Origin of the sequence: Nocardia sp. NPDC051900, from assembly GCF_044452545.1 — a bacterium.
In the GTDB taxonomy this organism is placed as follows: Bacteria; Actinomycetota; Actinomycetes; order Mycobacteriales; family Mycobacteriaceae; genus Nocardia; species Nocardia sichangensis.
In genome coordinates this window covers 92,726-118,338 of record NZ_JBITBU010000016.1, presented here as the reverse complement: position 1 = coordinate 118,338, position 25,613 = coordinate 92,726, and the positions used below count along the sequence as shown (strand labels likewise).

24 protein-coding genes are annotated in these 25,613 nt (G+C 69.2%); 13 read left to right on the top strand and 11 right to left on the bottom strand.

All coding sequences use genetic code 11. The annotated features are described in order from the left end of the window. Window positions 1–1,075: 1,075 nt before the first annotated feature. The gene (locus ACIA5H_RS26030) at window positions 1,076–1,591 is read right to left on the bottom strand and encodes a hypothetical protein (RefSeq protein WP_397077896.1); all 516 of its coding nucleotides are present in this window, start codon (window positions 1,589–1,591) and stop codon (window positions 1,076–1,078) included. Window positions 1,592–2,722: 1,131 nt separating this feature from the next. On the opposite strand from ACIA5H_RS26030, the gene ACIA5H_RS26025 reads away from it, so the two are divergent. Continuing rightward, on the top strand, window positions 2,723–3,001 hold the full coding sequence (locus ACIA5H_RS26025; RefSeq protein ID WP_379252471.1) for a hypothetical protein: 279 nt from the start codon (window positions 2,723–2,725) through the stop codon (window positions 2,999–3,001). Window positions 3,002–3,875: 874 nt separating this feature from the next. Here ACIA5H_RS26025 and ACIA5H_RS26020 read toward each other — a convergent pair. From ACIA5H_RS26020 to ACIA5H_RS26010, 3 genes are all read right to left on the bottom strand, one after another. Next, complete coding sequence (locus ACIA5H_RS26020) at window positions 3,876–5,708, bottom strand: AMP-dependent synthetase/ligase (RefSeq protein ID WP_397077893.1); 1,833 nt, start codon at window positions 5,706–5,708, stop codon at window positions 3,876–3,878. 189 nt (window positions 5,709–5,897) lie between these two features. After that, window positions 5,898–6,638, bottom strand: coding sequence for a GTP cyclohydrolase II (locus tag ACIA5H_RS26015; RefSeq protein ID WP_379252473.1), 741 nt, complete (start codon window positions 6,636–6,638; stop codon window positions 5,898–5,900). Beyond that, window positions 6,635–8,116 (bottom strand): PfkB family carbohydrate kinase, encoded by a 1,482-nt coding sequence (locus tag ACIA5H_RS26010; protein ID WP_397077891.1) that lies wholly within the window; start codon window positions 8,114–8,116, stop codon window positions 6,635–6,637. Before ACIA5H_RS26010 ends, ACIA5H_RS26015 begins: the two co-directional genes overlap by 4 nt. 760 nt (window positions 8,117–8,876) lie before the next feature. On the opposite strand from ACIA5H_RS26010, the gene ACIA5H_RS26005 reads away from it, so the two are divergent. After that, entirely contained in the window at window positions 8,877–9,266 is a 390-nt protein-coding gene (locus ACIA5H_RS26005) for a hypothetical protein (protein WP_379252475.1), read from the top strand. A gap of 9 nt (window positions 9,267–9,275) precedes the next feature. On the opposite strand, the gene ACIA5H_RS26000 is transcribed toward ACIA5H_RS26005, so the two are convergent. The 3 genes from ACIA5H_RS26000 to ACIA5H_RS25990 are packed head-to-tail and all read right to left on the bottom strand — an operon-like array spanning window position 9,276 to window position 11,669. After that, window positions 9,276–10,352, bottom strand: coding sequence for a quinone-dependent dihydroorotate dehydrogenase (locus tag ACIA5H_RS26000; protein WP_379252476.1), 1,077 nt, complete (start codon window positions 10,350–10,352; stop codon window positions 9,276–9,278). 4 nt (window positions 10,353–10,356) lie between these two features. Then, window positions 10,357–10,656, bottom strand: coding sequence for a DUF5703 family protein (locus ACIA5H_RS25995; RefSeq protein WP_355077997.1), 300 nt, complete (start codon window positions 10,654–10,656; stop codon window positions 10,357–10,359). Then, the gene (locus ACIA5H_RS25990; RefSeq protein WP_397077887.1) at window positions 10,656–11,669 is read right to left on the bottom strand and encodes a YncE family protein; all 1,014 of its coding nucleotides are present in this window, start codon (window positions 11,667–11,669) and stop codon (window positions 10,656–10,658) included. The genes ACIA5H_RS25995 and ACIA5H_RS25990 overlap by 1 nt, the downstream gene beginning before the upstream one ends. Window positions 11,670–11,822: 153 nt before the next feature. Here ACIA5H_RS25990 and ACIA5H_RS25985 point away from each other — a divergent pair, with 153 nt between their 5' ends. From ACIA5H_RS25985 to ACIA5H_RS25965, 5 genes are all read left to right on the top strand, one after another. Then, window positions 11,823–12,179: a hypothetical protein gene (locus ACIA5H_RS25985; protein WP_397077885.1), complete on the top strand. Its 357-nt coding sequence runs from the start codon at window positions 11,823–11,825 to the stop codon at window positions 12,177–12,179. Between the two features lie 6 nt (window positions 12,180–12,185). Next, the gene (locus ACIA5H_RS25980) at window positions 12,186–12,719 is read left to right on the top strand and encodes a hypothetical protein (protein WP_355078000.1); all 534 of its coding nucleotides are present in this window, start codon (window positions 12,186–12,188) and stop codon (window positions 12,717–12,719) included. 11 nt (window positions 12,720–12,730) lie between these two features. Next, window positions 12,731–14,824, top strand: a complete 2,094-nt coding sequence (locus tag ACIA5H_RS25975) for an MMPL family transporter (protein WP_397077976.1) — start codon at window positions 12,731–12,733, stop codon at window positions 14,822–14,824. Window positions 14,825–14,853: 29 nt separating this feature from the next. Then, window positions 14,854–15,153: a recombinase family protein gene (locus ACIA5H_RS25970; protein ID WP_397077883.1), complete on the top strand. Its 300-nt coding sequence runs from the start codon at window positions 14,854–14,856 to the stop codon at window positions 15,151–15,153. Window positions 15,154–15,338: 185 nt separating this feature from the next. Beyond that, window positions 15,339–16,127: a hypothetical protein gene (locus ACIA5H_RS25965; RefSeq protein ID WP_397077881.1), complete on the top strand. Its 789-nt coding sequence runs from the start codon at window positions 15,339–15,341 to the stop codon at window positions 16,125–16,127. An 85-nt stretch (window positions 16,128–16,212) separates the two neighbouring features. On the opposite strand, the gene ACIA5H_RS25960 is transcribed toward ACIA5H_RS25965, so the two are convergent. From ACIA5H_RS25960 to ACIA5H_RS25945, 4 genes are all read right to left on the bottom strand, one after another. Next, window positions 16,213–17,043 (bottom strand): heme ABC transporter ATP-binding protein, encoded by an 831-nt coding sequence (locus ACIA5H_RS25960; RefSeq protein ID WP_379252480.1) that lies wholly within the window; start codon window positions 17,041–17,043, stop codon window positions 16,213–16,215. Between the two features lie 82 nt (window positions 17,044–17,125). Further along, complete coding sequence (locus tag ACIA5H_RS25955; RefSeq protein WP_379252481.1) at window positions 17,126–18,220, bottom strand: FecCD family ABC transporter permease; 1,095 nt, start codon at window positions 18,218–18,220, stop codon at window positions 17,126–17,128. Then, window positions 18,217–19,206, bottom strand: a complete 990-nt coding sequence (locus tag ACIA5H_RS25950) for a hemin ABC transporter substrate-binding protein (RefSeq protein ID WP_379252542.1) — start codon at window positions 19,204–19,206, stop codon at window positions 18,217–18,219. The genes ACIA5H_RS25955 and ACIA5H_RS25950 overlap by 4 nt, the downstream gene beginning before the upstream one ends. Window positions 19,207–19,289: 83 nt before the next feature. Beyond that, window positions 19,290–20,249, bottom strand: a complete 960-nt coding sequence (locus ACIA5H_RS25945; protein ID WP_397077878.1) for an aldo/keto reductase — start codon at window positions 20,247–20,249, stop codon at window positions 19,290–19,292. Between the two features lie 281 nt (window positions 20,250–20,530). Here ACIA5H_RS25945 and ACIA5H_RS25940 point away from each other — a divergent pair, with 281 nt between their 5' ends. The 6 genes from ACIA5H_RS25940 to mshC all read left to right on the top strand — a co-directional run bounded on the left by ACIA5H_RS25940 (window position 20,531) and on the right by mshC (window position 25,582). Next, entirely contained in the window at window positions 20,531–21,460 is a 930-nt protein-coding gene (locus ACIA5H_RS25940; RefSeq protein ID WP_379252483.1) for an undecaprenyl-diphosphate phosphatase, read from the top strand. A gap of 16 nt (window positions 21,461–21,476) precedes the next feature. Further along, a complete protein-coding gene (locus ACIA5H_RS25935) occupies window positions 21,477–22,235 on the top strand; it encodes a histidine phosphatase family protein (RefSeq protein ID WP_397077875.1) in 759 nt (252 codons plus the stop codon). Window positions 22,236–22,306: 71 nt separating this feature from the next. Then, window positions 22,307–22,891, top strand: a complete 585-nt coding sequence (locus ACIA5H_RS25930) for a DUF3090 domain-containing protein (protein WP_355078007.1) — start codon at window positions 22,307–22,309, stop codon at window positions 22,889–22,891. Between the two features lie 4 nt (window positions 22,892–22,895). Continuing rightward, a complete protein-coding gene (locus ACIA5H_RS25925) occupies window positions 22,896–23,705 on the top strand; it encodes an SCO1664 family protein (RefSeq protein WP_379252485.1) in 810 nt (269 codons plus the stop codon). A 78-nt stretch (window positions 23,706–23,783) separates the two neighbouring features. Next, the gene (locus ACIA5H_RS25920) at window positions 23,784–24,206 is read left to right on the top strand and encodes a hypothetical protein (protein ID WP_379252486.1); all 423 of its coding nucleotides are present in this window, start codon (window positions 23,784–23,786) and stop codon (window positions 24,204–24,206) included. Window positions 24,207–24,343: 137 nt separating this feature from the next. Beyond that, entirely contained in the window at window positions 24,344–25,582 is a 1,239-nt protein-coding gene (gene mshC, locus ACIA5H_RS25915; RefSeq protein WP_379252487.1) for a cysteine--1-D-myo-inosityl 2-amino-2-deoxy-alpha-D-glucopyranoside ligase, read from the top strand. Window positions 25,583–25,613: the final 31 nt, after the last annotated feature.

Here is a 25,613-nt window from a genome sequence, read left to right as displayed (position 1 = left end):
CCGACCACAAGCTCCGATGCCAGGCTGGGGCTCGCCCGGTGAGCGGCGGCAGCGGCCACTTCAGGTAGGCGAGACGCGCGCTTATGGGCCGACGGTGAACGACTCACCGCAATCACCTTCCAACCCTGACCTTGCTCGGGAAGCTACCGGCAGCGCACGAGCACGGAAACCGCTCATACTGGGCCGGCCGCCGTGGTGTCCGGACCGAGTGGCGGCAACGGCACAGCGAGCGCGAGGCTGGAAGCGCGCCCGGTCATGACGGTTCAGTGGCTGCGGCGGGCAGACTGAGGCTCCGCTCTGACCGGCTAACGCACTGTCATGCCGCATATCGCGCGCCAGGACAGCTTGGCCGGTGCCTCGGAGGCAGGCGCGCTCGTACCAATGTCACATCAGTTCAACCGACTCCAGGCCAGCCACTGCTCGCGGTAGGCGTGCTGTTGCTCGACAGTCGAAACCTTCGACGCGGGCGCGGGCGAAAATATGTACCGGTAGCCGCGACCTCGCGACACACCTGCGATCGCAGTACGAAAAACGTTACGAAGGCCACACCGGTAGCGGGCCCACAACTCGAACCCACCACCCATCCCACTGCTCATCGGGGTCGGCCAATACTCCGGCCGTGCGCCGACAACGAGAAATCGAAAACCACTGCCCTCCGGAAGTTTTCGCACCGCCGCGAACCCGTCGAACACATCGTCGCTCTCAGCGACCCATTCCCCGCCGGCCCCATCGGTCAACGTGACTCGCCACCGACCTGTGTCAAGGGCTCGCGCTGTCACCGACCAGCGCTGGATGTGTCCGTCGGGCGAACGCACCGCCACCAGATCGCGGCATTCGCCGCGCAACTCATCGGACGTCACAAGTCCCCCTGTCCACCGCCATTTCAACGCTCGGCGACGCACCATTATGCCTGTCGTTTGCCACCGTTGTGGGACCACCGCGTTGCCAGTCGTGGGACCACCGACATCAGGCGATCCGCTGGGAGAACATGTTCCAGATTCGTTGTGCCGATCGATCATGGCGACGGCAAACTAAACGTCCGGAGATGCCGAATGCCGTGCATTCCGTCGGAGCGTCACAGTTCGGACCATGCGACCCCGAACCATGGCGAGGTTCGTCCAGCCAGCAGCTGGAGGTGGAAGTCGGGGCCTTCATGTGTCCGATCCTCTTCGGGATCGGTGAGTTGACTGATGGTGCAGATGTAGTCGCCGTTTGGGAGTTCGATACTTGACCCGTATATGTCCTTGTCGTCGTCCACGGCGGAGTCCGCGAACTGGGCAGCCATGGTGACCGTGTCCAAATTGACGACGACCAGCTGACCGCGCGTCACGGTGATGGGACCGGCGATTTGCCTGATGACCGGCAGCCGCGGATCTACCGGCGAATCCGAGAGGTCGATCCGCCATTGCTCCTCGCCGCCGGTTCCCCAGAGCAGCATCGTCCGCTGCCGCATCTCCGATTCGACGCGCTCGAACAGCATCTCCAAGGTCCAGTCTTCGCCCACGAACGACGTGTACGCGTGCGGGTCGACAAGACCGAGGAATCCCGAGTCATCGGTCATTTCGTCGATCCGATGCTGAAGCTGCGCCATCGGTAGTCCTCCCCGGATTGATCACCGAACCCTACAGACACAATGCTCGGTCGAACGCCGAGCCCCCTCCAACGGCGTCCGCGAAGAAGTCGGAACTACGTGCCCGGAAGCTCTCCGGCGCAAGGGAACTGACAGCTCTGGCGTGCTGATCGGCAGCACCGAAGCCTGCGATGCGCAGCACACCCGCAACGACGATGCCAACTCCCAACCCTGCAGCGATTTCGAGAGGTCTTCCCGTTCATCCACTTTGAGTAGATAGCGATCAGCAGCGCACTGTAATAGCCGCTGGGCGGGCAGTCCATCCACGCCCCTGTCGAGCAGCCGAACCTGACCCGCGATCTCGGTGCACACATTCGCTGGCTGTCCGACGGAAGGGTGCGGCCCAGGCGCCACATAGGTCAGCAACGCTCATGCCGCATATCGGTCGTTCGGGAACGCCTCGTCCGCCAATCAACAACACGATAACCCGTTTCACTTCTGTACTGCTGTCGGTGGTCCCACGACTGGCAACGCGGTGGTCCCACAACGGTGGCAACCGACATGCCGTCAAATTGTGTCGTAGGACCGGGTAGTGACAAGCGCACCCGTTGCGCGAAGCGCAATCGCTAGAACTTCCAATTCGACCCGGTTCCGTTGAGCCCCCGGTGACAGAGCTCCTCGGCCATCGCAGGGGCTTCGGCGAGGGAGAGCGCTCCAAATTTTCGAAGAGACTGCATCACCGCCACGGGCGTGGCGCTACCCGCGGCAAGCTGCAGATCGGTCGGGCCGTCGGCGGCCAGGATCGTGACCGTGACCTCTATCAGCGACCCGCATTCCGATGCATTCGGTCGTGTAGGTCGCGGATTCGAGCACGGTGTTCACCTGTCGAATCCTGGATTCGACGCTCCACCGGGCGTGCCGAGAACGCACGCTCGTGCCGCATGCCGCGCTGCCTGAAGCGGCCAGCCAGTCGGCGGAACGAACGATCGTGCTCCGCATACTGCCTACATGTTCGGTGGGCTGTGCCTGCGCATCTCCTTCCCCGGATGACAGTCTGCTATCCGGGGAAGTGTCAGTGCCGTACTGCGGCGATCGGACTGCGACGCAACATGCCCGGTCCCCTTATCCGGGGCAAGCCAGGGGAGTGGGCCGATGGCCGCGACCGTGACCCGGCTGCGCACCCCGCCGGCTCGGACCCTGCGCAGCGCCGAGGCGTTCCTGGACACGATCGGATCGGCGAACACCCGCCGCGCCTCCGGCATCGCGATCGTCAAAACCGTCGACGCCCTCGACGGACACGGCCCCGAGGGACTGATCGCGCGCTCGCGCGCCTTGGACTCGGTGTCCGACGCAGAGATCGGCGCAGCGCTGGAATCGCTGTGGGGCGCAGCGGCGGTCAACACTCGGAACGCGCGCCGCGCCGCGCGGTAGGCAAATGGCTGAGCTGGTGCGCCGAACAAGGCTGGGACGGACCGGAACTGCCCGCCTCGGCTGCGCGGTCGACCTCGCCGGACTTCGACACCCCGGCGCGCTCGCGCGCCGCGAGGTCCATGTCCAGGAGAAGACACTGTGGCGGATGCTCTACGAAACATGCGCTCGCGCAGAGGACTGCTCCAACTCGACATCGAAGAACTGGACCAGGCGGGACGGTGCGCCCGGGTGAAGTCCAAAGGCGCCGAACACCGCACCCACCGCCGCGGTGCCGCCCACCATGAGCACGTCTTGGAAAGGTGTACTGGGACGCGGGCACCGCCCGGCTGTTGCCGCGACTGCTGCGAGGACGCACCCGGGACCGGTGTTCGTCACTCACCGCCGGCCCGGGCCCGGCAAGTACCTCGCCGAGCGCGACCTCTGCCTGACACCGGCCCGGCCCGGCTGTCCTACGACCAGGCGCGGGACCTGCTCGACCCTGCCACCGCGATCGAGGGACCCGCAACCGGCTGGGATCTGCACGAACTCCGGCACTCCGGCCTGACGCACCTCGGGGAGTCCGGGCCAGCCTGCTGGAACTGATGGCCAAGTCCCGGCACCGCAAAGCCGAGAACCTGCGCCGCTACTTCAAACCGTCGCCGCAGGCGATGCGCGATCTCACCGCGTTGCTCGGTCCGGGAGCCAACCGCCGCCGCTGAACTGCGCCTTCGCCGTATCCGTTGCTTTTCGCGCGGCTACTACCGGAACCACTGTTGATCTCGTCGCGCGTGGGGACAGTCGCATGACGGCCACGATCTTCGTCTCTGAGGCCCGGGACCACAAGGCGCTGTGGACCCAGGCGTGATGCTCTGGGCCACAGCGCTTTTCGCCTGACTTACTTGACGCTGACCACCTGGCCGGAGGGCTCCTTGGCGTACAGCGCCTCGATCTCCGCGCTGTATTTGGCCGCGATGGGCGCGCGTTTGAGCGACATCTTCGGCGTCAGTTCGTCGCCGCCGGGTTCCCAGACCGCGCCCAGGACGGTGAAGCGTTTGATCTGTTCCACGCGGGACAGTTTGGCGTTGCCCGCCTGGACCGCGGCGAGTACTTCCTCGACGATCTGCGGCCGGGCGGCCAGGGCGGCGATGTCCTCGCCGGTGGCGTCGAGTTCCTTGGCGCGCAGGGCGGCGACGTCGGGGTCGAGCACGATCAGGGCGGCGATGTAGGGCTTGGCGTCACCGATGGCCACGACTTGACCGATGAGCGAGGAGGCGGCCTTCACCGAGTTCTCGATGTTGCTGGGGGCGATGTTCTTGCCCCCTTCGTTGATGATCAGCTCCTTCTTGCGGTCCACGATCCGCAGGTAACCGTCGGCGTCGAAGGTGCCGATGTCGCCGGTGTGCAGCCAGCCGTCGGAGTCGATGGCCTCGGAGGTCTTGTCCGGCATGTTGCGGTAGCCGCGAGTGACGATCGCGCCGCGCACCAGCACCTCACCGTCGGCGTCCAGTCGCACCTCCACGCCGTCGGCCGCGCGCCCGACCGAACCCGGCCGAGGCTTGTCCAGTTCGGTGTAGGTGCCCACGCCGGTGGTTTCCGACATGCCCCACACCTCGCTGACGGTGAAGCCGAGGCCCAGGAAGTACTCCAGGGTCTCCGGCGGGATGGGCGCGGCGCCGGAGGAGGCGACTTTCAGGTGATCCAGGCCCAAGGCGTGGCGCAGCTTGGACAGCACCATCGTCTCGGCGATCCGATGCTGCGCGCTCAGCAGGGGACTGCGTCCTTTGCCCGCCAGATCGGCGCGTGCGGCGGCGATTCCGGTGCTGATCGCCCAGTTGGCCAGCGCTTTCTTGACCGGGCTCGGTTCCTCGGCGAGTTTGCCCTCGACACCGGCCTTGATCTTCTGCCAGACGCGCGGGACGCCGAAGAAGGTGGTCGGGCGCGCGTCGGGCAGTGCGGCGGCGACTTCGCGCGGGTCGGGGACAGTGGTGATCTGGATGCCGGTGAGCAGGTTGAGCGCGTGGGCGGAGATCCGGTCGGCGACGTGCGCGGCGGGCAGGTAGGACACCACCCGGTCGTCCAGGCCGACCTGCAGCGGGCCACTGACCAGGACGATGATCTGGGCGAGCACGTTGCGGTGGGTGATCTCCACGCCCTTGGACGGTCCGGTGGTGCCGGAGGTGTAGATCAGGGTGGCCAAATCGTCGGCGCCGACGGCCTGCCAGGCGGCGTCGAAATCGAAGTCGGCGGCGGGCGCGGCCTCCACCTCTTCCAGGGTGACGGTGCCCTCGGCGGGGCCGTCGACCAGGATGATGTGGTCGACCGGCACGCCGGAGGCGGTGATCCGGTCGAGGAAGACCTGTTCTGTCACAACGATTTTGTTGCCCGCGTTGGTGAACAGGTGGGTGATCTGCTCGGGGGAGCTGGTGTTGTAGACGGAGAACGGGGTGGCGCCCAGATGCAGGGCGGCGGTGTCGACGAGATTGAACTCGGGGCGGTTGGTGAGCATGATGCCGACGGTGTCGCCGTGGCCGACGCCGAGCCCGGCCAGGCCCGCGGCGATCGAACGCACCCGTTCGGCGTACTCGCGCCAGGTGTACTGCTGGGTGCCGCCCACCTTGCGCAAGGCGATCTGGTCGGGGCGCAGCCGCGCGGTCTCCTGGAATGCGGCGGGAACGGTGTACACCGTTTTGCCCGACTGATGCGCGTATCCGATTTCTGTTGTCGTCATATCCCTGTTCCCGATAGCGCTGGCGTGAACCGGGCGCCGGTCTGCGCCGACGCCCGATCCAGGACTCGAAGCCGTGACACAGCGCGACGAAGGCGCTGTCGGTCCTACGAGTCGGCGCGCCACATGTGGCGCGGCTCACTCATGGTAGCCACAGGCGGGAAGCCGGGTGGGGCAAACTTCAACAATCCTTCAGGCACCGATCAGATCCGGCGCGGCGCCGGGCCCTGGACGCGGACGGACGTTCTCACCGGGTGCGAGCACGACCGCGTCCACAGCCCCCCGAGGTTCGCCGGTGGGATCGCTGTCGTGCTCGTCGAACGCCCACGGCGCGGAGTCGGTCGGGATCCAGTGCTTGCGCCGGGTGCGCTTGGCCTCGAGGTACTCGCGGGCGCGTTCGCTCAGCGCCCGGGTACGCAACGGCACGGGGGTGACCCGCAACCCTTCCTGCCGCAGGGCCTCGACCTTGGCGGGATTGTTGGTCAACAGTTGCACCGAACGCAGTCCGAGTTCGGCCAGCGCGCGAGCGGTGGCCACGTAGGTGCGCCCGTCGGCGGGGTAGCCGAGGGCTTCGTAGCTGGAGAAGGTATCCGCGCCCGAGCGCTCGCTTTCCCGGTAGCCCAGCGCTTTGGCGATCAGGCCCGCGCCGCGGCCCTCCTGTTCCAGGTAGACCAGCACGCCCGAGCCCGCGGCCTGGATGAGATCCAGCGCCTTGTCCAGTTCCGGCCCGCAGTCGCAGTCCTGCGACCGCAGCGCCTCTCCGTAGAGGCAGCGCGAGTGCACCCGCACCAGGCAGCCGTCGGCGACCGCGCCGAACAGCAGCAGGTGCCCCTTCTCGCCCTCCCCGGTCAACTCCACCACCCGAACTCGCAGATCTTGCCCGTTGCGACGGAACCGATGCTCGGTGTCGGCAGGATCCACAACGTTGGTCAATGCTCCTCCGTAGCGAGTTTGTAAATTCGCTCGACCTCACTCACCAGTGGCATTGCCCCGGGGACATCCCCGATCGATTGCGTCGCCACCATTGCGGCGGTCGCCCAGACGTAGTCGTTGCGTTCGGCGGGGCGGCGCGTCGAAACGAGACGATATACCAGGGCGGCGGAGAAGGCAGCGTGAGCGCCCACCGAGTCCTCCAGCGCCGTCGGGAACGGCTGGAATCGGTCGCTGACCTGGTCCGACCACACCTCGCACCGGAAATCCTGGATCGCGCAGACCGCGCCGACGCCGAGCGCGCGCAGCCGTGTGGCGGTCGGCTCGCCACACCGGGTCGCGTCATCGCCGGCCATCGCCAGCGCTTGCAGGTCCTTGTCGCCGCCGACGAGGTAGTCCACCGCCCCGAGATGCTGATACAGGTACTGCGGGCGTTCCAATCGCGGCGCCGGATGCACCACCACCAGCGGCCGCCGCGGCAGTTCGCGCAGCTGCCCCATGATCTGCTCGATGACGCCGGTGGGTTGCTCGAACGTCAGCAGCACCGCGTCCGCGGTGGCGATCGCCGAACGGATCGCGTCGGTGCGCAATTCCTGCGCGCTCAACCGGATTCGCTCGTCCTTGCAGCCGATCGTGCTCGCCGCGCCGGTACGGGCCACGATCACCGCGGTCACGGGCGTCGGGGCGAAAGGCACCACTTTGACGAGTTCGGTCTCGACGCGTTCGCTGCGCAGGTATTCCAGGATGCGATCGCCCGCGTCGTCGTCGCCGACCGCCGAGATCAACCGCACCCGCAGCCCCAGCCGGGCCGCGGCCACGGCGCGGGTGAGGCCCTTGCCGCCGGGATGCTCCCGGTAGCTGCCGCGCGCGGTCGCGCCGGAGCCGGGGATACGGTCGACCACGTACATGTGGTCGATGACCGCGTCGCCGATCACCGTGACCACACTGCGGTCGTCCACCGGAACGGTTTCGGCCGCAGCGGTTTCCGTCGCGGCACCGAAGTCGACGACGTGCGCGCCGTCGAACACCGATGCCGTGGCCAGTTGCGCGGCCAGTTCGGTGAACGCCCGGCGCTCGGGAGCGCCACGCAGTGAGCGCACCGTCAGTGTGCCGGGAATCGGTTGCGCCCCAAGGGATTCGTGCAACACCGCCCACCGCTCGGCGAGATATTCGCGCCGCTCACCCAGGTCCGGCGCGTAGAGCTGGCCGGGATCCACTCCGGCAGGCGGGTTTTCGCGCAGCAGCCCCAGTGACAGTTCCGCGTCGACGACGAGCCGGTGGGTGGGGTCCAAGCGCAGCGCCAGTTCGCGCACCAGCGGCAGCACCGCCTCTTCCCGGTCGACGCCCGCACGCCGGGCGTACTGCCGCACGGCCAGCAGATCCAGCAGGGGCAGTACGTCGATCTCGGTGCTGCGCAAACGATCCGAGCTCAGGCCGGAGCGTTTGCACAAGCGGGTGAGGATATTGCGAACGGCAACCATTCCCGAATCCTGCGGGACCATGGCGATGCCACCCTCCTCTATCGGCGCGACACCGGGCCGTCGCGCGCATGTTGGCCACGCAAATCGGGTTTAGCCAGCGGGCAAATTGTCAATTACCAAATTACAACGGCAATTGCGCGCGGGGAACGGCAAATGCCACACTGTATGTGGCGATCCCCATCGCACCACCAGGCACATCGGGAGGGCTGGTGATGAGAATGATTCTTCAGATACGGCAGCCGCGACGGCGACGGCAACACCGCTCCGGCGGATCCGATACCGAGCTGGTGCCCAAGCAGGTGAGGGACTGAACCAGCCGCCGGACACTCTCCGCGGCAACGCACCGGTCAGCACCCGCCTCGCGGCGGCACACCGGTACGCCGACCACACGCCGTAGCGCCCCCGGCCTCCCGGCCCGACGGCCGCTACCCACTCCGTTTCCCGAATCCCACAGCCGTGGCGCCTGCCACCGCGCCGATCCAGCCTCGCACGCCACCCTCGGCGCGCGACGCGCACCGACTCGCCCGATACCGCGGTGCCCCCGGCCGCCGCACAGCAGCGAGCCATCCCCTGGACCACCCGGCCCGGCAGCGGACTTCTCCGGCCCGGGCACACCCACCGCGCCCGCCGGACCGGCGGAACACACGATGCGGCGCCTGCACCGCGCCGCACCAGCGGATGCACGACAGGAGGCATTCGTGATCATCGAACTCAGCACCCTGGAGCCGGCCTCACTCCACCTGTTGCACCGGAGACCGCGATGACCATACACACCACCGAATGGACGATGACCAGTGACATAACCCCGGAATCGGCCTACCGCGACACCGACGCGACCGACAGCTGGCGGCTGAGCTGGCTACCGGACCGGCGGCTGACCCGGGGCCAGGCACTGGCCGGGATGTCTTTGGACGAACTGCTCAGCGACCCGCACGTCGTGCACGACCGCATGACCCAGGCCCGCGTCGAGGCCTATGCCGACCAATTGGGCATCTTGCGCGACCACGCGGTGATCCTGCTCGCCAAGCGAATGGCCGCTCGGCTGGGCCAGCAATTGCGGCCGAAGGGAGATCCGGCACCGCCGGGGCATCGACCACGATCCCGGCGAGTGCGCACCCGCACTGCCGAACCACCGTTCGTGCTCGGCTGACCACCTGATTCAGGCGTGGGCTTTGTGCTCCGCGCCGACGGCCTCACCGATGCTGCGATAGCCCCCGGCACGCAACCGCTGCGCCAGCCCACGATGGATCCTGCGCATCCAGAACGGGCCGCCGTAGATGAAACCGGTGTAGCCCTGCAACAACGTCGCCCCGGCCAGGATGCGTTCCCACGCCTGGTCGACCGTTTCGATACCTCCGACCGAGATCAGCACCAGCCGATCACCCACCCGCCGGTACAGCCGCCGCAGCACCTCGAGCGAACGGTCGGCGACCGGCGGACCGGACAAGCCACCCGCCCCCATGGCGGCCACCTGCGCCGCGTCGGTGCGCAGACCGTCCCGGCGGATGGTGGTGTTGGTGGCCACGATCCCCGCCAAGCCGAGTTCCACGGCCAGATCGGCGACCGCGTCGATGTCCTCGTCGGACAGATCCGGCGCGATCTTCACCAGCACCGGCACCCGCACACTGTCCAGCACCGCCCGCAGCAGCGGCCGCAGCGATTCCACCGCCTGCAGATCCCGCAGGCCCGGCGTGTTGGGGGAGCTGACGTTGACCACGACGAAATCGGCCAGCGGCCCCAGCAGCGCGGCGCTGGCGGCGTAGTCCGCGGCCGCGGCCTCGGGCGCCACGATCTTCGTCTTGCCGATGTTCGCGCCGATCGGCACCCCACCACGCCGGGCACGCAGCCGTTCGGCGGCCGCGGCGGCGCCGTGATTGTTGAACCCCATCCGATTGATCAGAGCGCGGTCGGCGGGCAGCCGGAACAGCCGCGGCGCCGGATTGCCCGGCTGCGGCTGCGCGGTCACGGTGCCGATCTCGGCGAAACCGAACCCCAGCGGCGCCCAGGCATCCACACCGTCGGCGTTCTTGTCGAAACCGGCGGCCAGGCCCAGCGGCGCGGGGAACTCGACCCCGAACGCCTCGGCGCGCAGGATCGGATCGCGGCTGACGAGGACCTTGCTCATCGCCCAGCGCAGCGGCGCGAGCCAGGCGGCCAGCCGCATGACCGCGAAGACCAGGTGGTGGATGCGTTCCGGCGCGACCAGGAACATCAGTCGGAGTAGCAGGGCGTACATCGGCTCACATTCCGGGTTCGGGCTGGGGTAGTAGTGCGGATTTTCGCCGCCGCAGCAGCACCCGCCTGCTGCCGTCGGTGTAGGCGCGCACCCGCGAGAGTTCCCAACCGCCGAACTCCGCCTGGATCGCCAGCCGCATGGACGCGGTCACCCGCGTGACATCCGGCGGCAGCCGCAACGGCACGTACTCGTAGTCGTCGCTGGTGGTTTCCCAGCCCGCGGGCAGTGCGCGCCCGCGCCCCCGATGTGCTGCCGGTTCGGTAGATGCCGCGGAATCCTCGTCCGCGTGTGGTGTCCGAGCCATCAGTGCCCTCTCTTCCGATCGTCCGCACCGATCCGTTGCAGACCGTCGCCGGTCGCGGACCCCACGAACAGATCACCGGTGCGTTGCTCGACAGCCACCGAGTTCGGTTGCCTGACGGTGGCGTAGCGGCCCACTTCCTTCGGTATACCAGTCGACAGGTCGAATCCGACGACCTCGTTGCGCTGCGTGCACGTCACCCACACGGTGTCCGACCGCTGGTCGTAGGCAAGTGCGTAAGGCGAAGATCCTACCGGGAAACGCTGCCGCAACACGAGTGGTCCCGCGGTGTAGACCAGCAGTTCGCCGCCCGCGGTGTCGGTGACCACGAACCGTCCGCGCGTGTCGCCGATCAACTGCGTGGCCCCGTCACCGGCGCGCAGCGCCAATCCGGGGCGCTGTTCGCCCGGGTCGAGTTCGAAAATGGCGGTCTGATGCCGGTCGAGCACGGTCAGGTTCCCGCCGGCTTCGGCCAGCACGTCGGCGGAGACGAGCCCGGACACCGTGCGGGTCACCGCACCGTCGGGTGCCAGGTCCAGCACCCGGCCGTCGGCGGTCCCGACCAGCAACCCGCCGTCGGGGCGTGCGCGTACCGACCGCACATCGCCGTCGACGGCCACCGCGGACACCGCCCCGGAGGCGAGGTCCACCCGCAGCACCCGCCCCGGTGCGGCCGCCAGCATCTCACCCGGCTTGCCCGGCGTGAGACCGCCCGCGCGATCGGGCAACGTCACCGTGCGCACCACCGGCGCGGCGGCGGCGGGATCGAGCACGGTGAGGACCGAACCGTCCAGACCGGCCAGCAACCCGCCGCCGGAATCGGCTTGCAGCTCGGCCAGCGGACCGGCGGGCAGCACCCGCCCGACCGGCGGCGTCGTCACCGCAGGCGCGACCGCGGGGGTGGCCGGTTCCCTTGTCGGCAGATCAGGGCCGCCCGAGCCGGAGGAGCAGCCGGCCAGCAACACCAGCACCGCCGCACCCGCGAACACCGAGACGAGCGAGCCGCGAGGACGCATCCACCGAACTCCTTCTACCGACGAATTTTCCGCAACCTCACCATCTGACCATGATGCGGCAACCAACCGACCGACCGGGGTGGCGGCTCGAGCGGAATGTCGTCGGCGGCGGCTACGGTGGAGACCACACTGTCCGATACAGGGAGATCCGGGTTGAAAGCCGACCATACGTCGGGATTTGTCATCGACGACATCACCGTAGGCCCCCACACGCACGGCTTCGGGACCACCGCCGAGGGCCACCCCTTCGCGTTCCGCACGGTCCGCGCCACCCTGACACTGGAGATCTACCGCCGCGATCTGGGCGATGCCGTCCCCGGCCCGGAGGACGTGCTCGCCACCGCCGACGCCACGGTCACCGACATCGACCTCGACGACGAGCGCAGTGTCGCCGCCCTGGTGCGGGATATGATCCCCGACACCGCGACGATCGAGGCCGCCGCGGGACGGGACGTCACGACCGTGCGTGCCCTGCTGGGACGGATCAGCTCCGTCATCGAAGGTATGTAGGAAGTGATGACCCACACACCACTCGCCCGCGCCGCGCTCACCGCCGCCGGTCTGCTGCTGACGGCGGTCCTCGCCGCGTGCGACACCGGAACCGACGAGGCCGCCGTCGACGCCGCCCGGTCCTCGGCGAACGCGTCGCTGTCGTCCTCGATCGCCGTGTCCTCCCGTGCCGCCCACCCGCCGCTGCCCACCGCCGCCGACCTGGACGCCCAGATCAAGCGGGCACTGGACCCGGCGCTGCCCGACAGCGAACGCACCGCCCTCATCGAGGACGGGGAATCCTTCCGCCAGGCCATCCCCGACATGTACAAGGCGCTGCAGGACAACCCGCGCGCCGTCTACGGCGTCACCGATCCGGTGTTCGACAACCACGACGGCACCCTGACCGCCACCATGCGGCTGGACAAGGACGGCACCGGCGCCGCGGTCCGCACCACCGTCGTGCACTTCGTGCTCGTCGACGGCAAGTGGAAGATCTCGCGCACCGACCTGTGCGGCATCCTGCGCTCGGCCGACTACCGTACCCCGGCCTGCGGCTGACCCGCGACGCGATGCGCCGTTCCGGATCACTGCGGTGGGGGCGGTGGGTCCACCGCAACCGCTACCTCGTTCTCGCCCTGTTCGTACTGTTCGTGCTGGTCTCCGGCTGGTACGGCCGCGACCTGGCCGGGCGGCTGACCCAGGAGGGCTGGTTCGACGAGAGCAGCGAATCGGTGGCCGCGGCCGAACTGGCCGACCGCACCTTCGGCCGCGACACCGACAGCGACCTGATCCTGCTCTACACCGCACCCGACGGCGCCACCGTCGACGACCCGGCCGTCCGCGGCCCGGTCACCCAGCACCTGGCCGGATTGCTGGCCGCCTACCCCGACCGCATCCAGAAGATCGACAGCTACTGGGACAGCCCGTTCTCCGCCCAGGCCACCGACGCCACGCACACCCACGCCTTCGCCAGCGTCGGCCTGCGCGGTTCGGGCACCGCGACGGTGCAGAACTACGCCGCGATCGAAGACCATCTCGGCGCCGGACACGCGGGCGGCGGCCCGGGCGGCACGACCGTGCAACTGGCCGGATTGCAGCCGATCGTCGAAGGCATCAACACCGGCATGCAACGCGACATCAAACGCGCGGAGATGATCGCCCTGCCGTTGGTGGCGATCCTGCTGTATTTCGTGTTCGGCGGCGTGATCGGCGCGCTGCTGCCGGTGCTCATCGGCGGCATGACCATCCTGGGCACCCAGGGCGCGCTGCGGGCGCTGACCGACCACCTCGACGTCAACGTCTTCGCCAGCGCCGTGATGACCCTGGTCAGCCTGGGCTTGGCGATCGACTACGGACTGTTCACCGTCACCCGCTTCCGCGAGGAACTCGCCGCGGGCCACACCGTCGAAGAGGCCACCGCCCGCACCGTCGCCACCGCCGGGCGCACCGTGCTGTTCTCCGCCGCGATCATCGCCCTCAGCCTCGGGGCGCTGTTCATCTTCCCCAACGGGGTGCTGCGCTCGGTGCCGCTGGGCGGTATCAGCTCGGTGCTGCTGGCGGCGCTGCTGTCGGTGACCGCGCTGCCCGCGGCGTTGAGCATCGTCGGGCGCCGCATCGACTTCCTGGGCTGGAAACGCTTCTCCCGCAGCAAGACCGAGGCCCAGATCGACGCCGGCTTCTTCTCTCGCCTGGCGCTGTGGGCGATGCGCCGCCCCCTGGCGGTGGCCGTACCGATCGTGCTGGCCCTGCTGGCGTTGAGCATCCCGATACGTCACATCGAATTCGGCGGCCTGAGCGAACGCTATCTGTCCGACGACAACCCGGCGCGAGTGGCGCAGGAACGTTTCGACGCCGTGTTTCCCAGCTTCCGCACCGAGCCACTGAAACTGGTGGTGGTCGGCGCCGACCCACAGCAGTTGAGCGACATCCGCTACGCCGCCAACCAGATCCCCGGCCTGACCGGACGCTTCGAACCCGCCGCACCCACCAAGGACGGCATCAACGTGCTCGCCGCCGGGCTGACCGACAAACGCGACGCCGACCAGGTGATCGCCGCACTGCGCGCCATTCCCGAACCGCCCGGCACGCAGGTGATGGTCGCGGGCGTGCCGGCCCTGGAACGCGACAGCATCAACGGCCTGCTCGACGGCCTGCCGGTACTGCTGGCCATCCTGGTCGCCGCGGCGCTGGCGCTGATGTACGCGGCGTTCCGCTCGCTGGTGCTCGCCCTGAAAGCGGTGGCCATGAGCGCGCTCAGCCTCGTGTCCACCCTCGGCATGCTGACCTGGATGTTCGTCGAGGGGCACGGCGCGGGGATCTTCCAGTTCACGCCAGGACCGCTGATGTTCGCGGTGCTGGCGCTGATCGTGACGGTGGTGTTCGGGCTGTCCACCGACTACGAGGTATTCCTGCTGTCGCGGGTGTCGGAAGCGCGTGCCGCCGGCGCGGACGCCCCCGAGGCCATCCGCTACGGCATCGCCCACACCGGCGGCGTGATCACCTCCGCCGCCGCGATCCTCATCGTGGTCACCGGTGCGTTCGGGTTCTCGGATCTGGTGCTGATGAAATACATCGCCTACGGCATGATCGCCGCCCTGATCCTGGACGCCACCGTCATCCGCATGCTGCTGACACCCGCGGTGCTGAAACTGATCTGGCGGTAGGACACCGGCAATCGTCTACGCTTTCGGGCATGTCCGGCACGTTGATCGGCTACGCCCGCTGTTGCACGGGCACAAAGGATCTCACCGCTCAGCGCGACCGGTCGGGTGAGCTCGGCAGCACCGGGCAACGCAGCTGTCCCGTCCACGGATCGACAGGCACCAACCGTCAGCGTCCCGGGCCGGACCGGACGCGCGCGGCGGCCCGCGCCGAGGACGCTCTCGTGGCACCGGAACTCGACCGGCTCGCCCGCTCGGTCCCGCCCGCACGAGCGGTCGGTGACGACCCCGCCGCCCGCGGCCTCCGGGACGCGACGACAAGGTCTCCCTGACGGCGGCTTCGGGCTCGACCCGGCTGTATCCCCGGCACGGCTGACGGTCGCGAACACAGGACCACACGGACGTCGGCGACGATGCCGGGAGAAGACGAGGAAGCTGCGGTGATCGAGCCGAGGGCGTTGACTTGCTGACCAGATCCGAGGTGATCGCACGGGCGTATGCCCGATTCGCCCAGCACTTGAGCAACGAGATCAGGAGATTGGCCAGAGCTGATGCCGAACACGGCGTCAGGCCCGTCGCTGGTGAAGCCGCGGCGGCAGCCCGAGTGTTTTCCGACGCCGACAGAGGTTTTCGCCATGCTTTCGATACCGGCGACCCGTCGTTCCCGCGTCCGCTGCCCGAACCCGGTTCCGCGCCGCCGGATCGTTTCTACAACGGAGCACGCCTGTGGCAGGTCGACCAAGTTTTTCCCCGAGCTTTCCGTGGACCAGAAGCCGCAGCAGAGGAAGGCCATATCCGCACAGCGTCGCACAGCACCGCCGGAGACGTTGTCTACCTGACCGACGGCCCCGATATCGCCGGCGTGTACGGAACGATCACGAGCTGGACCGATGTCCGTGACGGCACGATGCGGTTCCATCCCGCGGGCATGGTATTGGGTATCGACGCCACCCGTATCCGTGTGAATCCGATGGCCGCGGAAGGGCATTCGGCGGCCGATTACGTCGAGGGAGTCAGCGACCGCGTATTCACGACCCCGGGCCGCGTCGACACATCCAAGATCGTCAGCGTGGAATTCCAAACCTACGACGACATCATCACCAACCCCGAGGTAAACCTGGTCGCCGACGGGTTCCCCGGCTTCGACGGCCTTGGGCAGGATTCGTTGCGCGACCCCGCAGTAGTCGCCGATCGACTCACCGGCATCGCCGAGGCCGTGCGCAGAAACTACCCGACGATCGACGTCACCATCAGTGCCAACCACCTCTCCAGCGACGAAGCCATCAGAACCTTCCTGGCGACATGAGCACTGCGACAGCGGTGGTCTCGGTTCGCGTACCCGAGGACACGATCCCTGACCGCACCCCCGGCAGGCGGTGTCGCCGCTGCGCTCAGCGGCGCACCGGCAGCACCAGTTGTGCCCCGGTGACCGGGTGGTCGAGCACTTCGACCGGGTGCTGGTAGACCCGCGTGAGCAGTTCGGTGGTGAGCACGTCACGGGGTGGACCGTCGGCGGCGATGCGACCTGAGTCCAGGACCGCGACGCGGTCGGCGTAAGCGGCCGCGACACCCAGATCGTGCAAGACGACCACGACCGCGGCGCCGTCGTCGGCGCGCTCGGCGGCCAGACGCAGCACGGCCTCTTGGTGGCCGAGGTCCAGCGCGGCGGTCGGCTCGTCCAGCAGCAGGGTGGCGGTGTCCTGCGCCAGCACACGCGCCAACGCCACCCGGGCGCGTTCACCACCGGACAGGGTCGGGAACGATCGCGTGGCCAGATGAGCGACATCGGTGGCGGCCATCGCGGCGGCGATCTGTTTCTCGTCGTGTTCGCGGCGTTCGGTGCGCACCCACGGCGCGCGGCCCATCGCCACCACTTCCCGCGCGGTGAAGGGGAACCCGACGGTGTGGGTCTGCGGCAACACCGCCCGCCGCCGGGCCATGTCCAACGTCGTCCAGTGTGCCAACGGCTGCCCGTCGAGCTCCACCGTCCCCGCACTCGGCGCCAACTCCCCGGCCAACGCGGCCAGCAACGTCGACTTACCGGCCCCGTTGGGCCCGACGAGAGCGACGACCTGCCCCGCCACCGCCTCGAAATCCACACCGTCGAGCACCTGCCGCGCCTGCCCGCCCCCGCGCCGCTCCACGCTCACCCCCGCCGCCCGCACCGTCACATCCCCCCGCCGCGGCCACCCCGGCACCTCGTGCACAACCCGCACCTTCACCCCGCATCTCCCGTCGAGTGGCACACCATCGAGAGGTCTTCTCGGCGTTCGCCGCGGCCATGTGCCACTCGGCGCGGCCCGCTCATGCCCAGCCTCCGGCCCGGGCGCGGGTGCGGCGCAGCAGGTAGAAGAAGACCGGGCCGCCGATGAGGGAGGTCAGCATGCCCAGGGGGAGGTCGGCGTTGTCGACGAGGGAGCGGGCGGCGACGTCGGCGGCCAGCAACACCACCGCGCCGACGACGGCGCTGAGCGGGATCAGGATCCGGTGGGCAGGACCGACCAGCATCCGCACCAGATGCGGCACGATCAGACCGACGAACAAGATGATGCCGGTGAACGCGACACCGGCGGTGGCCAGGATCGCCACCACCACGATCACGTTGCGCCGCAACCGCTCCACGTCGACACCCAGATGGCGGGCCGCCGACTCTCCGAGCGCCAACAGATCCAGCCGCGGCGCCAGCAGCACCGCCGCCGCCACCCCGACCGCAGCCAGCGGCGCGACCACACCCACCGACTCCCAGGTGGCCCCGTTGAGCGACCCCAGTTGCCAGAACACGATCTGATCGCGCGCGGCGGGGGAGGCCACGAACAGCAGCAGCGCGATCAATCCGCCCGCGAACGCGTTGATCGCGACCCCGGTCAACACCAGCGTGACGACCTCGGTGCGGCCACCCGAGCGCGCCAGCAGATACACCAGCAACGTGGTCGCCAGCCCCGCCACGAACGCCGCCGCGGCCACCGACCACGCCGCCACGAACGCCCCACCCACCACGATGACCGTGCCCGCACCGACCGCGGCCCCCGCCGACACCCCGATCACGCCCGGCTCGGCCAGCGGATTGGCGAACACACCCTGCAACAACGCACCCGCTGTCGCCAGCGCCGCACCGACCAGCATCGCCAGCACCACCCGCGGGAACCGCACCTGCCACAACGTCACCTCACCAGCAGGATGCGCGGGCATCGGCCCGACATCCAGCCCGATCCGGTGCAACACGCTGCCCGCGACCTCGGCGGGCGTCGTCGGCACCTGACCGATCGCCGCCGACGCCACCGCCAGCGCGACCAGCCCGGCCACCGCCACCGCGAACACCAGCAGCACCCGCGAACGGCCCCGCGACTTCGGCAGCGGCGGCACCGGCGGCCGCGCGGTATCCGTCTCCGAGACGCTCATGCGTGCCCGGTGCCGTACACCGCCGCGCTCAACGCCGCGATCACCCGGCCGGTGTTCGGCCCGAAACTCAGCAGCACCGCATCCGACATGTCCACCACACGCCGGTCGCGGCCCGCCGGGGTCTGCGCGATCCCCGGCACCTTTTCCAGCCCCTCCACACCGCCGACGGACTTCAACCCGTCCGACATCACCAGCAGCACATCCGGCGCCGCACCGATCATGGCCTCACTGGTGATCGCCGTGAACGGCTCCTTCACCCCGGCCACCGCGCCCGCGTCCCGCGCCCGCAGCGCCGCGATCAACGCATCCGCACCCGACCCCGGGCCGGCGAGCATCGTGATCGCGGTGGAACGCAGATACAGGAACGCGATGGTCAGCTGCGGGTCCTGCGCGGGCACCGCGGCGCTCGCGGCGGCGATCTCGTCGCGGGTTCGCTGCGCCAGCGCCTGCCCCCGCTGCGGCACCCCCAACGCGCCCGCGACCGCCTCGATCTGCGGCACCACCCCGTCCATCGTGCGCTCCGGATCGAAGTACACGACCGTGACCCCCGCCGCACGCAACTGTTCACGCACCGCGGGCGCCGCGCTGGTGGTGTCGGTCAAGAACACCGACGGCCGCATCGCCAGCACCGACTCCACATTCAGCGACCCGTTGCCCCCGGCCACGTTCGGCACATCCCGCACCGCGGGAAACGCCGCCGAGGTGCTGCGGCCCACCAGCTTGGGCCCCAGCCCGAGCGCGTACACGATCTGGGCGAGGGTGCCGTAGCGATCCACGGCGATGATGCGGGAGGCGTCGGTGACGGTCACCTCGGCGCCGTCGAACGAACGCACCGTCACCGGCAGCGTGGGCGTGGGCTCCGGCCCGATCGGCACCGGATCCAGATCGGTCAGCGTCGCCGTCGTCGGCCCGTGCCCGCCGTGCGAGGACCCGGCGTCGCTGCCACACGCGACCACCACCGACAGCAAGCTCACCGCGAACAACATCGGCAGGGCGCGCCGCCATCCGGTTCGGATCCGACTCCCACCCCTGGCCGCTGCAGTGCTCATGCAGGCAAGGCTAATCTGTGTCACTCCGCGCGTGCACTGACGTCGTCCAAGGCCGCGGCGATCGCCCGCGGCAACTCCAGGGTCTCGGCGGCCAGCACGCCGGTGAGCTGCCCGATGTCGCGGGCGCCGACGATCATGCTCGCCACACCCGGCCGGTCCCGGATCCAGGCCAGCGCCACCGCCAGCGGCGAGGTGCCCAACCCGTCCGCGGCGGTCACCAGCGCATCCACCACCCGGGTGGCGCGGTCGTCGAGACCACTGCGGATCTCCGCCGCGGTCGCCTCGTCGGCGCCGCGCGAATCAGCGGGAACACCGTCGCGATACTTGCCGGTGAGGATGCCGCCCGCCAACGGCGCCGAGGCGATCACCCCGACACCGTGGAACCGCGCGGCGGGCACGACATCGGTCTCCGCCCCCCGCGCCAGCAGCGAATACGGCGTCTGCGCCGCGGTCAGCGGCGCCACCGCGGCCAGACTGGCCAGCTGCCAGGCCCCGAACCCGCGCACCCCCGCGTAACGCACCCGGCCCGAGCCCACCACCTGCTCCAACGTCGAGGCGACCTCCTCCAACGGCGTCCGCGGATCCCACACCGCGACATTCCAGATGTCGAGATGGTCGGTGCCGAACTCCAGCAGCGTGCGGTCCAGCTGCCGCAGCAGCGCCCGCCGCGAGGTGTCCACCGTGACCTGCGCCGCCTCCGGAATCCCCGCCCCGGCGAATCCCCACGGCGCGATCCCGGCGCAACCGCTGAGCACCAGCTCGTCGCGGGAGACCAGGTCACCGAGCAATTCGGCCAGGATCCGCTGCGCGGCCCCGCCCGCGTAGGCGGGGGAGGTGTCCACCAGAGTGCCGCCCGCCTCGACGAACGCCACCAGTTGCCCCGCCGCGTCCTCGGCGTCGGTGTGCGTACCCCAGGTATGGGTCGCCAGGCCCATCCGCGACACCCGCAGGCCGCTGCGGCCCACCGTCCGCTGTTCCATCACCGTGTCCGCGCATTCGTCACGGCGCCAAGCCTAGAGTGTGGATACGCGACTGGGCGGCCACCAGCACAGTGGGTCGCGCTCGGGTGCGGCGAGCACCCCCGTGACCCGCGCGGTGGCGGCAGCGCCACGGCCGGGCACGCCGCCGTGGCCTCGACACTGTACTGTCGCTGCGTGATTGGCGCGGTGGTCAGGAAGAAGCGACCGATCGCCGCACCAATGCCCAGGTAGCAACGCGTATTCCGCGCGGAAGTGGAGGATGGTTCGTGGTAGGCGAGTCGATGACCTGGGTGCAGGCCTTGGTGCTGGGTCTGGTGCAGGGACTGACGGAGTTCCTGCCGATCTCCTCCTCGGCGCATCTGCGCATCGTCTCGTCGGTCTTCTTCGGCGACGACGCGGGCGCCTCGTTCACCGCGGTCACCCAGCTGGGCACCGAGGCCGCGGTGCTGGTGTACTTCGCCAAGGACATCTGGCGGATCCTGTTGGCCTGGTTCGCGGGTCTGCGCGAGCAACTGACCACGCGCGGTCGCCAGCAGATCCCGCTGCACGATCAGCCCACGACGAGACTTCCGGTCATCACCGCCGACCACAAACGCGTCTTCGACGAACAGGCCCAGCGCGAACTCGACTACCGCATCGGCTGGTATGTGATCATCGCCACCATCCCGATCGGTGTGCTGGGATTCTTGCTCAAAGACGAGATCCGCACCGGCGCCCGCAATCTGTGGCTGGTGTCGTTCATGCTGATCTTCTTCGCCCTGGTCATCGCCGCCGGCGAACACTTCGGCCGCAAGGATCGCCCGATCGAGCAACTGACCACCCGTGACGGGCTGGCCATGGGTTTCGCGCAGTGCCTGGCGCTGATCCCCGGTGTCTCGCGCTCGGGCGCCACCTCCACCGCGGGCCTGTTCCTGGGCTTGGAGCGCGAAGCCGCCGTACGGTTTTCGTTCCTGCTGGCCATCCCGGCCGTGACCGCCTCGGGCCTGTTCAGCCTGCCGGACGCGTTCGAACCCGCTGGTGAGGGCCTCAACGCCAGCGGACCGCAACTGCTGGTGGCCACCGTGCTGGCGTTCGCGGTCGGCTACGCGTCGGTGGCGTGGCTGCTGCGTTTCGTGGCACGGCACTCGCTGTACTGGTTCGTCGGCTACCGCATCGTGCTGGGCGCGATCCTCCTGGGTCTGCTGGCGGGCGGGGTGGTCTCGGCGACATGATCGCTAGGCTGACCGCATGACGGTGATCCTGTTGCGGCACGGTGTGTCGACCTCGAACACCGCCCGCACCCTGGCCGGTCGCAGCACCGGCGTCGAGCTCACCGAGCGCGGCGAGGAGCAGGCGAGGGCCGTGGCCGAACGACTGGCCGGGCTGCCGATCGAACGAATCGTGCACTCCCCGCTGCTGCGCTGCCAGCGCACGGTCGCGCCGCTGGCGGAAAAGTTCGGGCTGGAACCGGTATTCGACGACCGGCTGGTCGAGGTGGACTACGGCGAGTGGACCGGGCGGCCCATCGCCGAACTCCTGGAGGAACCGCTGTGGAAGGTCGTGCAACGGCACGCCTCCGGCGCGGTGTTCCCCGGCGGAGAAGGGCTGGCGCAAGTACAAGCCCGCGCGGTCGCCGCGATCCGCGAACACGACCACGCCCTGACCACCCAGCACGGCCGCGACGCACTGTGGGTGGCGTGCACGCACGGCGACGTGATCAAGTCGGTGCTCGCCGACGCCCTCGGCATCCACCTCGACGGCTTCCAGCGGATCCTCGTCGAACCGGCCTCGCTCAGCGTCGTGCGCTACACCCCGACCGCACCGTACGTGTGGCGGCTCAACGACACCGGCGCCGACCTGTCGGCCCTCGCCGCCTCCGGCGGGCAACAGCAGGCGGCGTCGTCGTCGACGCCGGGACCCGAGGTCTCCGGACCAGTCCCCGGTGGCGAGCTCGGCAATAGCGCAAGTGCGGATAATGGGAATGCGGAGCGTCGAGATTCCTTGTAAACAACCGAGCGGTCGTTGTATGGGATCCCCGCGCCGCGGGTAGTCGATCAGGGTCATATCAGGAGGTGCATGTGTCACGCGCAATCCATGTATTCCGCACCCCCGATCGTTTCGTCGCCGGGACCGTCGGTGAGCCGGGCGATCGCGCGTTCTATCTGCAGGCCGTGCAGGAACCGCGCGTGGTCAGCGTGCTGCTGGAAAAGCAGCAGGTCAAGGTGCTCGCCGACCGGATGGGTCTGCTGCTGGACGAGGTCGCGCGCCGCTTCGGCGCCGAAGTGCCCCCGCAGGCCGAGGACGTCGCCGACAACGCACCGCTGGTCACCCCCATCGACGCCGAGTTCCGTGTCGGCACCATGGGCCTGGGCTGGGACGCCGACGCGGGCGCGGTGGTGGTGGAACTGCTGGCGATCACCGAGACCGAGGTCGACGAGTCGGTGGTCCTCGACGACACCGAAGAGGGCCCCGACGCGGTGCGGGTGTTCCTCACCCCGATCCAAGCCCGCGAATTCGCGCTGCGCTCCACCCGGGTGATCGCGGCGGGCCGCCCGCCGTGCCCGCTGTGCGGTGAGCCGCTGTCGGCGCGCGGGCACATGTGCGTGCGCACCAACGGCTACAAACGCGGTGAGATCTTCGGCGCGGCCGAAATGGAGGAGTGATTCGGTGGCCGAGGCCGGGGACGGATTCCACAACGGTGAACTGACCGTGATCGGGCGGGTGAGCACCGCCAGCAACGTCACCCTGGTCTGCGACGTGAACGACACCGCCACCGGCGAGACACCCCTGCGGGTGGTCTACAAACCGATCCGCGGCGAACGACCGCTGTGGGATTTCCCCGACGGCACCCTGGCCGGGCGCGAGGTGGCCTCGTATCTGATCTCCGAGGCGATCGGCTGGGGCGTGATCCCCGAAACCATCTTGCGCGACGGCCCTTTCGGTTCCGGCATGGTGCAACGCTGGGTCGTGGGCGCCGACAACCACACCGACCGCGGCGACCGCCTCGACCTGATCGACCTGTGCCCGGCGGGCGCGGTGCCCGACGGCTTCCGCGAGGTGCTGCGCGCGGTGGACGACGTCGGCAACGAAGTGTCGCTGATCCACGCCGACGATCCGCGGTTGCAGCGCATGGCGGTGCTCGACGTCCTGCTCAACAACGCCGACCGCAAGGGCGGGCACGCGCTGGAAGGGGTGGACGGGCAGGTCTACGGCGTCGACCACGGCATCTGCTTGCACACCGACCACAAACTGCGCACGGTGCTGTGGGGCTGGGCCGGGCAGCCCATCGACGACGGGCTGATCGCCGACATCACCGCCTTCGCCAAGCAGTTGCCGGGCGCGTTCGCCGACACCCTCGGCGAGCACATCACCGACGCCGAGATCGACGCGTTGATCGAACGCACCCAACAGGTGCTCGACGACCCGGTGATGCCGCTGCCGCGCACCTCCCGGCCCATTCCGTGGCCGGCGTTCTGATCGCGACCGCTGCCGTGGGCGGGGTTTCCTGGCACAGTTGAAGCTTCGAGCGCTCGGCGCGACGACGAGGAGGACGCGATGCCCCACTCCACTCCCGATCGCGCGGCGCCGGTCGTGCGGGTCGCCGTCGGCGCGCCGACCTACCGCATCGCATTGCACTACGTGCACCTCTACGACAAGAAGCCCTACCCCGACACCGACCTGCACCTCTACGACAACGGCGTCTACTGGCTGAGCTCGGCGGGGGAGAACCACTTCGGCGTCTACGTCATGACCGAGGGTTCGGTGGACTCCGGCCGGTTCACCATGCGGTTCATCTCGTTGCCTTCCGCGGACTGGGGCGATACGGTCGCTTATCACGAACTCGAGTTCGACGTCGCGCGCGGCGAATTCACCCAGCTCGCGCTCGCCGACACCGATCCCGACATCCCCGAACTGGACGGGACGTTCGCGATCGGCCCGAACACCGTCACCGATCCCACCCGCGGCGCCGACAGCTGATTCAGCGAAACCGTAATTATTGACATCCCACGATTTGCTGGAAGACGCAGGTCGTGGCGGGCAGCCCGACCACACGAACGACCAGGGCCACCGGGCCGGGGAACGATGAGCTCCACCACACCTTTACCCTCGTAAGCATGCAGTCCTGGTCCGATACCGCCCTCCCCACCGTCCCCGGAGCAGGACCGCCGTTGCGGTTGTACGACACCGCCGACCGTCTGGTGCGCCCGGTCACCCCCGGCCCCACCGCCACCATGTACGTCTGCGGCATCACCCCCTACGACGCCACCCACCTCGGGCACGCCGCCACCTACCTGACCTTCGACCTGGTCAACCGGCTGTGGCGCGACGCGGGCCACGACGTGCACTACGTGCAGAACGTCACCGACGTCGACGACCCGCTGTTCGAACGCGCCGCCCGCGACGGCGTGGACTGGCGCGACCTCGGCGCGGCGGAGACCGACCTGTTCCGTGAGGACATGGCCGCGCTGCGGATCGTGCCGCCCCGCGACTACGTCGGCGCCGTCGAATCCGTCGACGAGGTCGTCGAATTCGTGCAGAAACTGCTGGCTTCCGGCGCCGCCTACGTCGTCGACGACGCCGAGTACCCCGACATCTACTTCCGCGCCGACGCCACCGACCAGTTCGGTTACGAATCCGGCTACGACCGCGCCACCATGCAGCGGCTGTTCGCCGAACGCGGCGGCGACCCGGACCGTCCCGGTAAACGCGACACCATCGACGCGCTGCTGTGGCGCTCGGCGCGGCCCGGCGAGCCGTCCTGGCCCGCCCCCTTCGGCCCGGGCCGACCCGGCTGGCACATCGAGTGTTCGGCGATCGCGTTGAACCGCATCGGCCCGGAATTCGACATCCAGGGCGGCGGCAGTGACCTGATCTACCCCCACCATGAATACTCCGCCGCGCACGCCGAGTCGCTCATCGCCGGCCGCCGCTTCGCCCGCCACTACGTGCACGCCGGCCTGATCGGGCTGGACGGGGAGAAGATGTCGAAGTCCCGCGGCAACCTCGTGCTGGTGTCCACGCTGCGCCGCGGCGGCGTCGACCCGTCCGCCATCCGCCTCGGCCTGCTGGCCGGCCACTACCGGCAAGACCGGATGTGGACCGACGCCCTGCTCGAGCGGGCGCAGCAGCGCTTGGAGCTGTGGCGCGAAGCCACCGCGCTGCCCGCCGGCCCGTCGGCCACCGACACCGTCGCCCGCCTGCGCCAGCACCTGGCCGACGATCTGGACACCCCCAAGGCGCTCGACGCGCTCGACAACTGGGCCCGCCAGGCACTGGACTACGGCGGCCAGGACACCGACGCGCCCGCGCTGATCGCCACCGCCGTCGACGCCCTGCTGGGCGTACGCCTGTAGCCGGTCTCTTGCCCGCATCCCCCGCACGTGA

Coding starts and splice junctions, on each gene's coding strand:
- ACIA5H_RS25970 (WP_397077883.1), top strand. CDS start 14,854: ATGTCCGGCACGTTGATCGGCTACGCCCGCTGTTGCACGGGCACAAAG.
- ACIA5H_RS25945 (WP_397077878.1), bottom strand. CDS start 20,249: ATGGAACAGCGGACGGTGGGCCGCAGCGGCCTGCGGGTGTCGCGGATG.
- ACIA5H_RS26020 (WP_397077893.1), bottom strand. CDS start 5,708: ATGACGACAACAGAAATCGGATACGCGCATCAGTCGGGCAAAACGGTG.
- ACIA5H_RS25920 (WP_379252486.1), top strand. CDS start 23,784: ATGCCCCACTCCACTCCCGATCGCGCGGCGCCGGTCGTGCGGGTCGCC.
- ACIA5H_RS25940 (WP_379252483.1), top strand. CDS start 20,531: ATGACCTGGGTGCAGGCCTTGGTGCTGGGTCTGGTGCAGGGACTGACG.
- ACIA5H_RS26000 (WP_379252476.1), bottom strand. CDS start 10,352: ATGTACGCCCTGCTACTCCGACTGATGTTCCTGGTCGCGCCGGAACGC.
- ACIA5H_RS25980 (WP_355078000.1), top strand. CDS start 12,186: ATGACCCACACACCACTCGCCCGCGCCGCGCTCACCGCCGCCGGTCTG.
- ACIA5H_RS25990 (WP_397077887.1), bottom strand. CDS start 11,669: ATGCGTCCTCGCGGCTCGCTCGTCTCGGTGTTCGCGGGTGCGGCGGTG.
- ACIA5H_RS25935 (WP_397077875.1), top strand. CDS start 21,477: ATGACGGTGATCCTGTTGCGGCACGGTGTGTCGACCTCGAACACCGCC.
- ACIA5H_RS26025 (WP_379252471.1), top strand. CDS start 2,723: ATGGCCGCGACCGTGACCCGGCTGCGCACCCCGCCGGCTCGGACCCTG.
- ACIA5H_RS26010 (WP_397077891.1), bottom strand. CDS start 8,116: ATGGTTGCCGTTCGCAATATCCTCACCCGCTTGTGCAAACGCTCCGGC.
- ACIA5H_RS25975 (WP_397077976.1), top strand. CDS start 12,731: ATGCGCCGTTCCGGATCACTGCGGTGGGGGCGGTGGGTCCACCGCAAC.
- ACIA5H_RS26005 (WP_379252475.1), top strand. CDS start 8,877: ATGACCATACACACCACCGAATGGACGATGACCAGTGACATAACCCCG.
- mshC (WP_379252487.1), top strand. CDS start 24,344: ATGCAGTCCTGGTCCGATACCGCCCTCCCCACCGTCCCCGGAGCAGGA.
- ACIA5H_RS26030 (WP_397077896.1), bottom strand. CDS start 1,591: ATGGCGCAGCTTCAGCATCGGATCGACGAAATGACCGATGACTCGGGA.
- ACIA5H_RS25995 (WP_355077997.1), bottom strand. CDS start 10,656: ATGGCTCGGACACCACACGCGGACGAGGATTCCGCGGCATCTACCGAA.
- ACIA5H_RS25950 (WP_379252542.1), bottom strand. CDS start 19,206: ATGTTGTTCGCGGTGAGCTTGCTGTCGGTGGTGGTCGCGTGTGGCAGC.
- ACIA5H_RS25955 (WP_379252481.1), bottom strand. CDS start 18,220: ATGAGCGTCTCGGAGACGGATACCGCGCGGCCGCCGGTGCCGCCGCTG.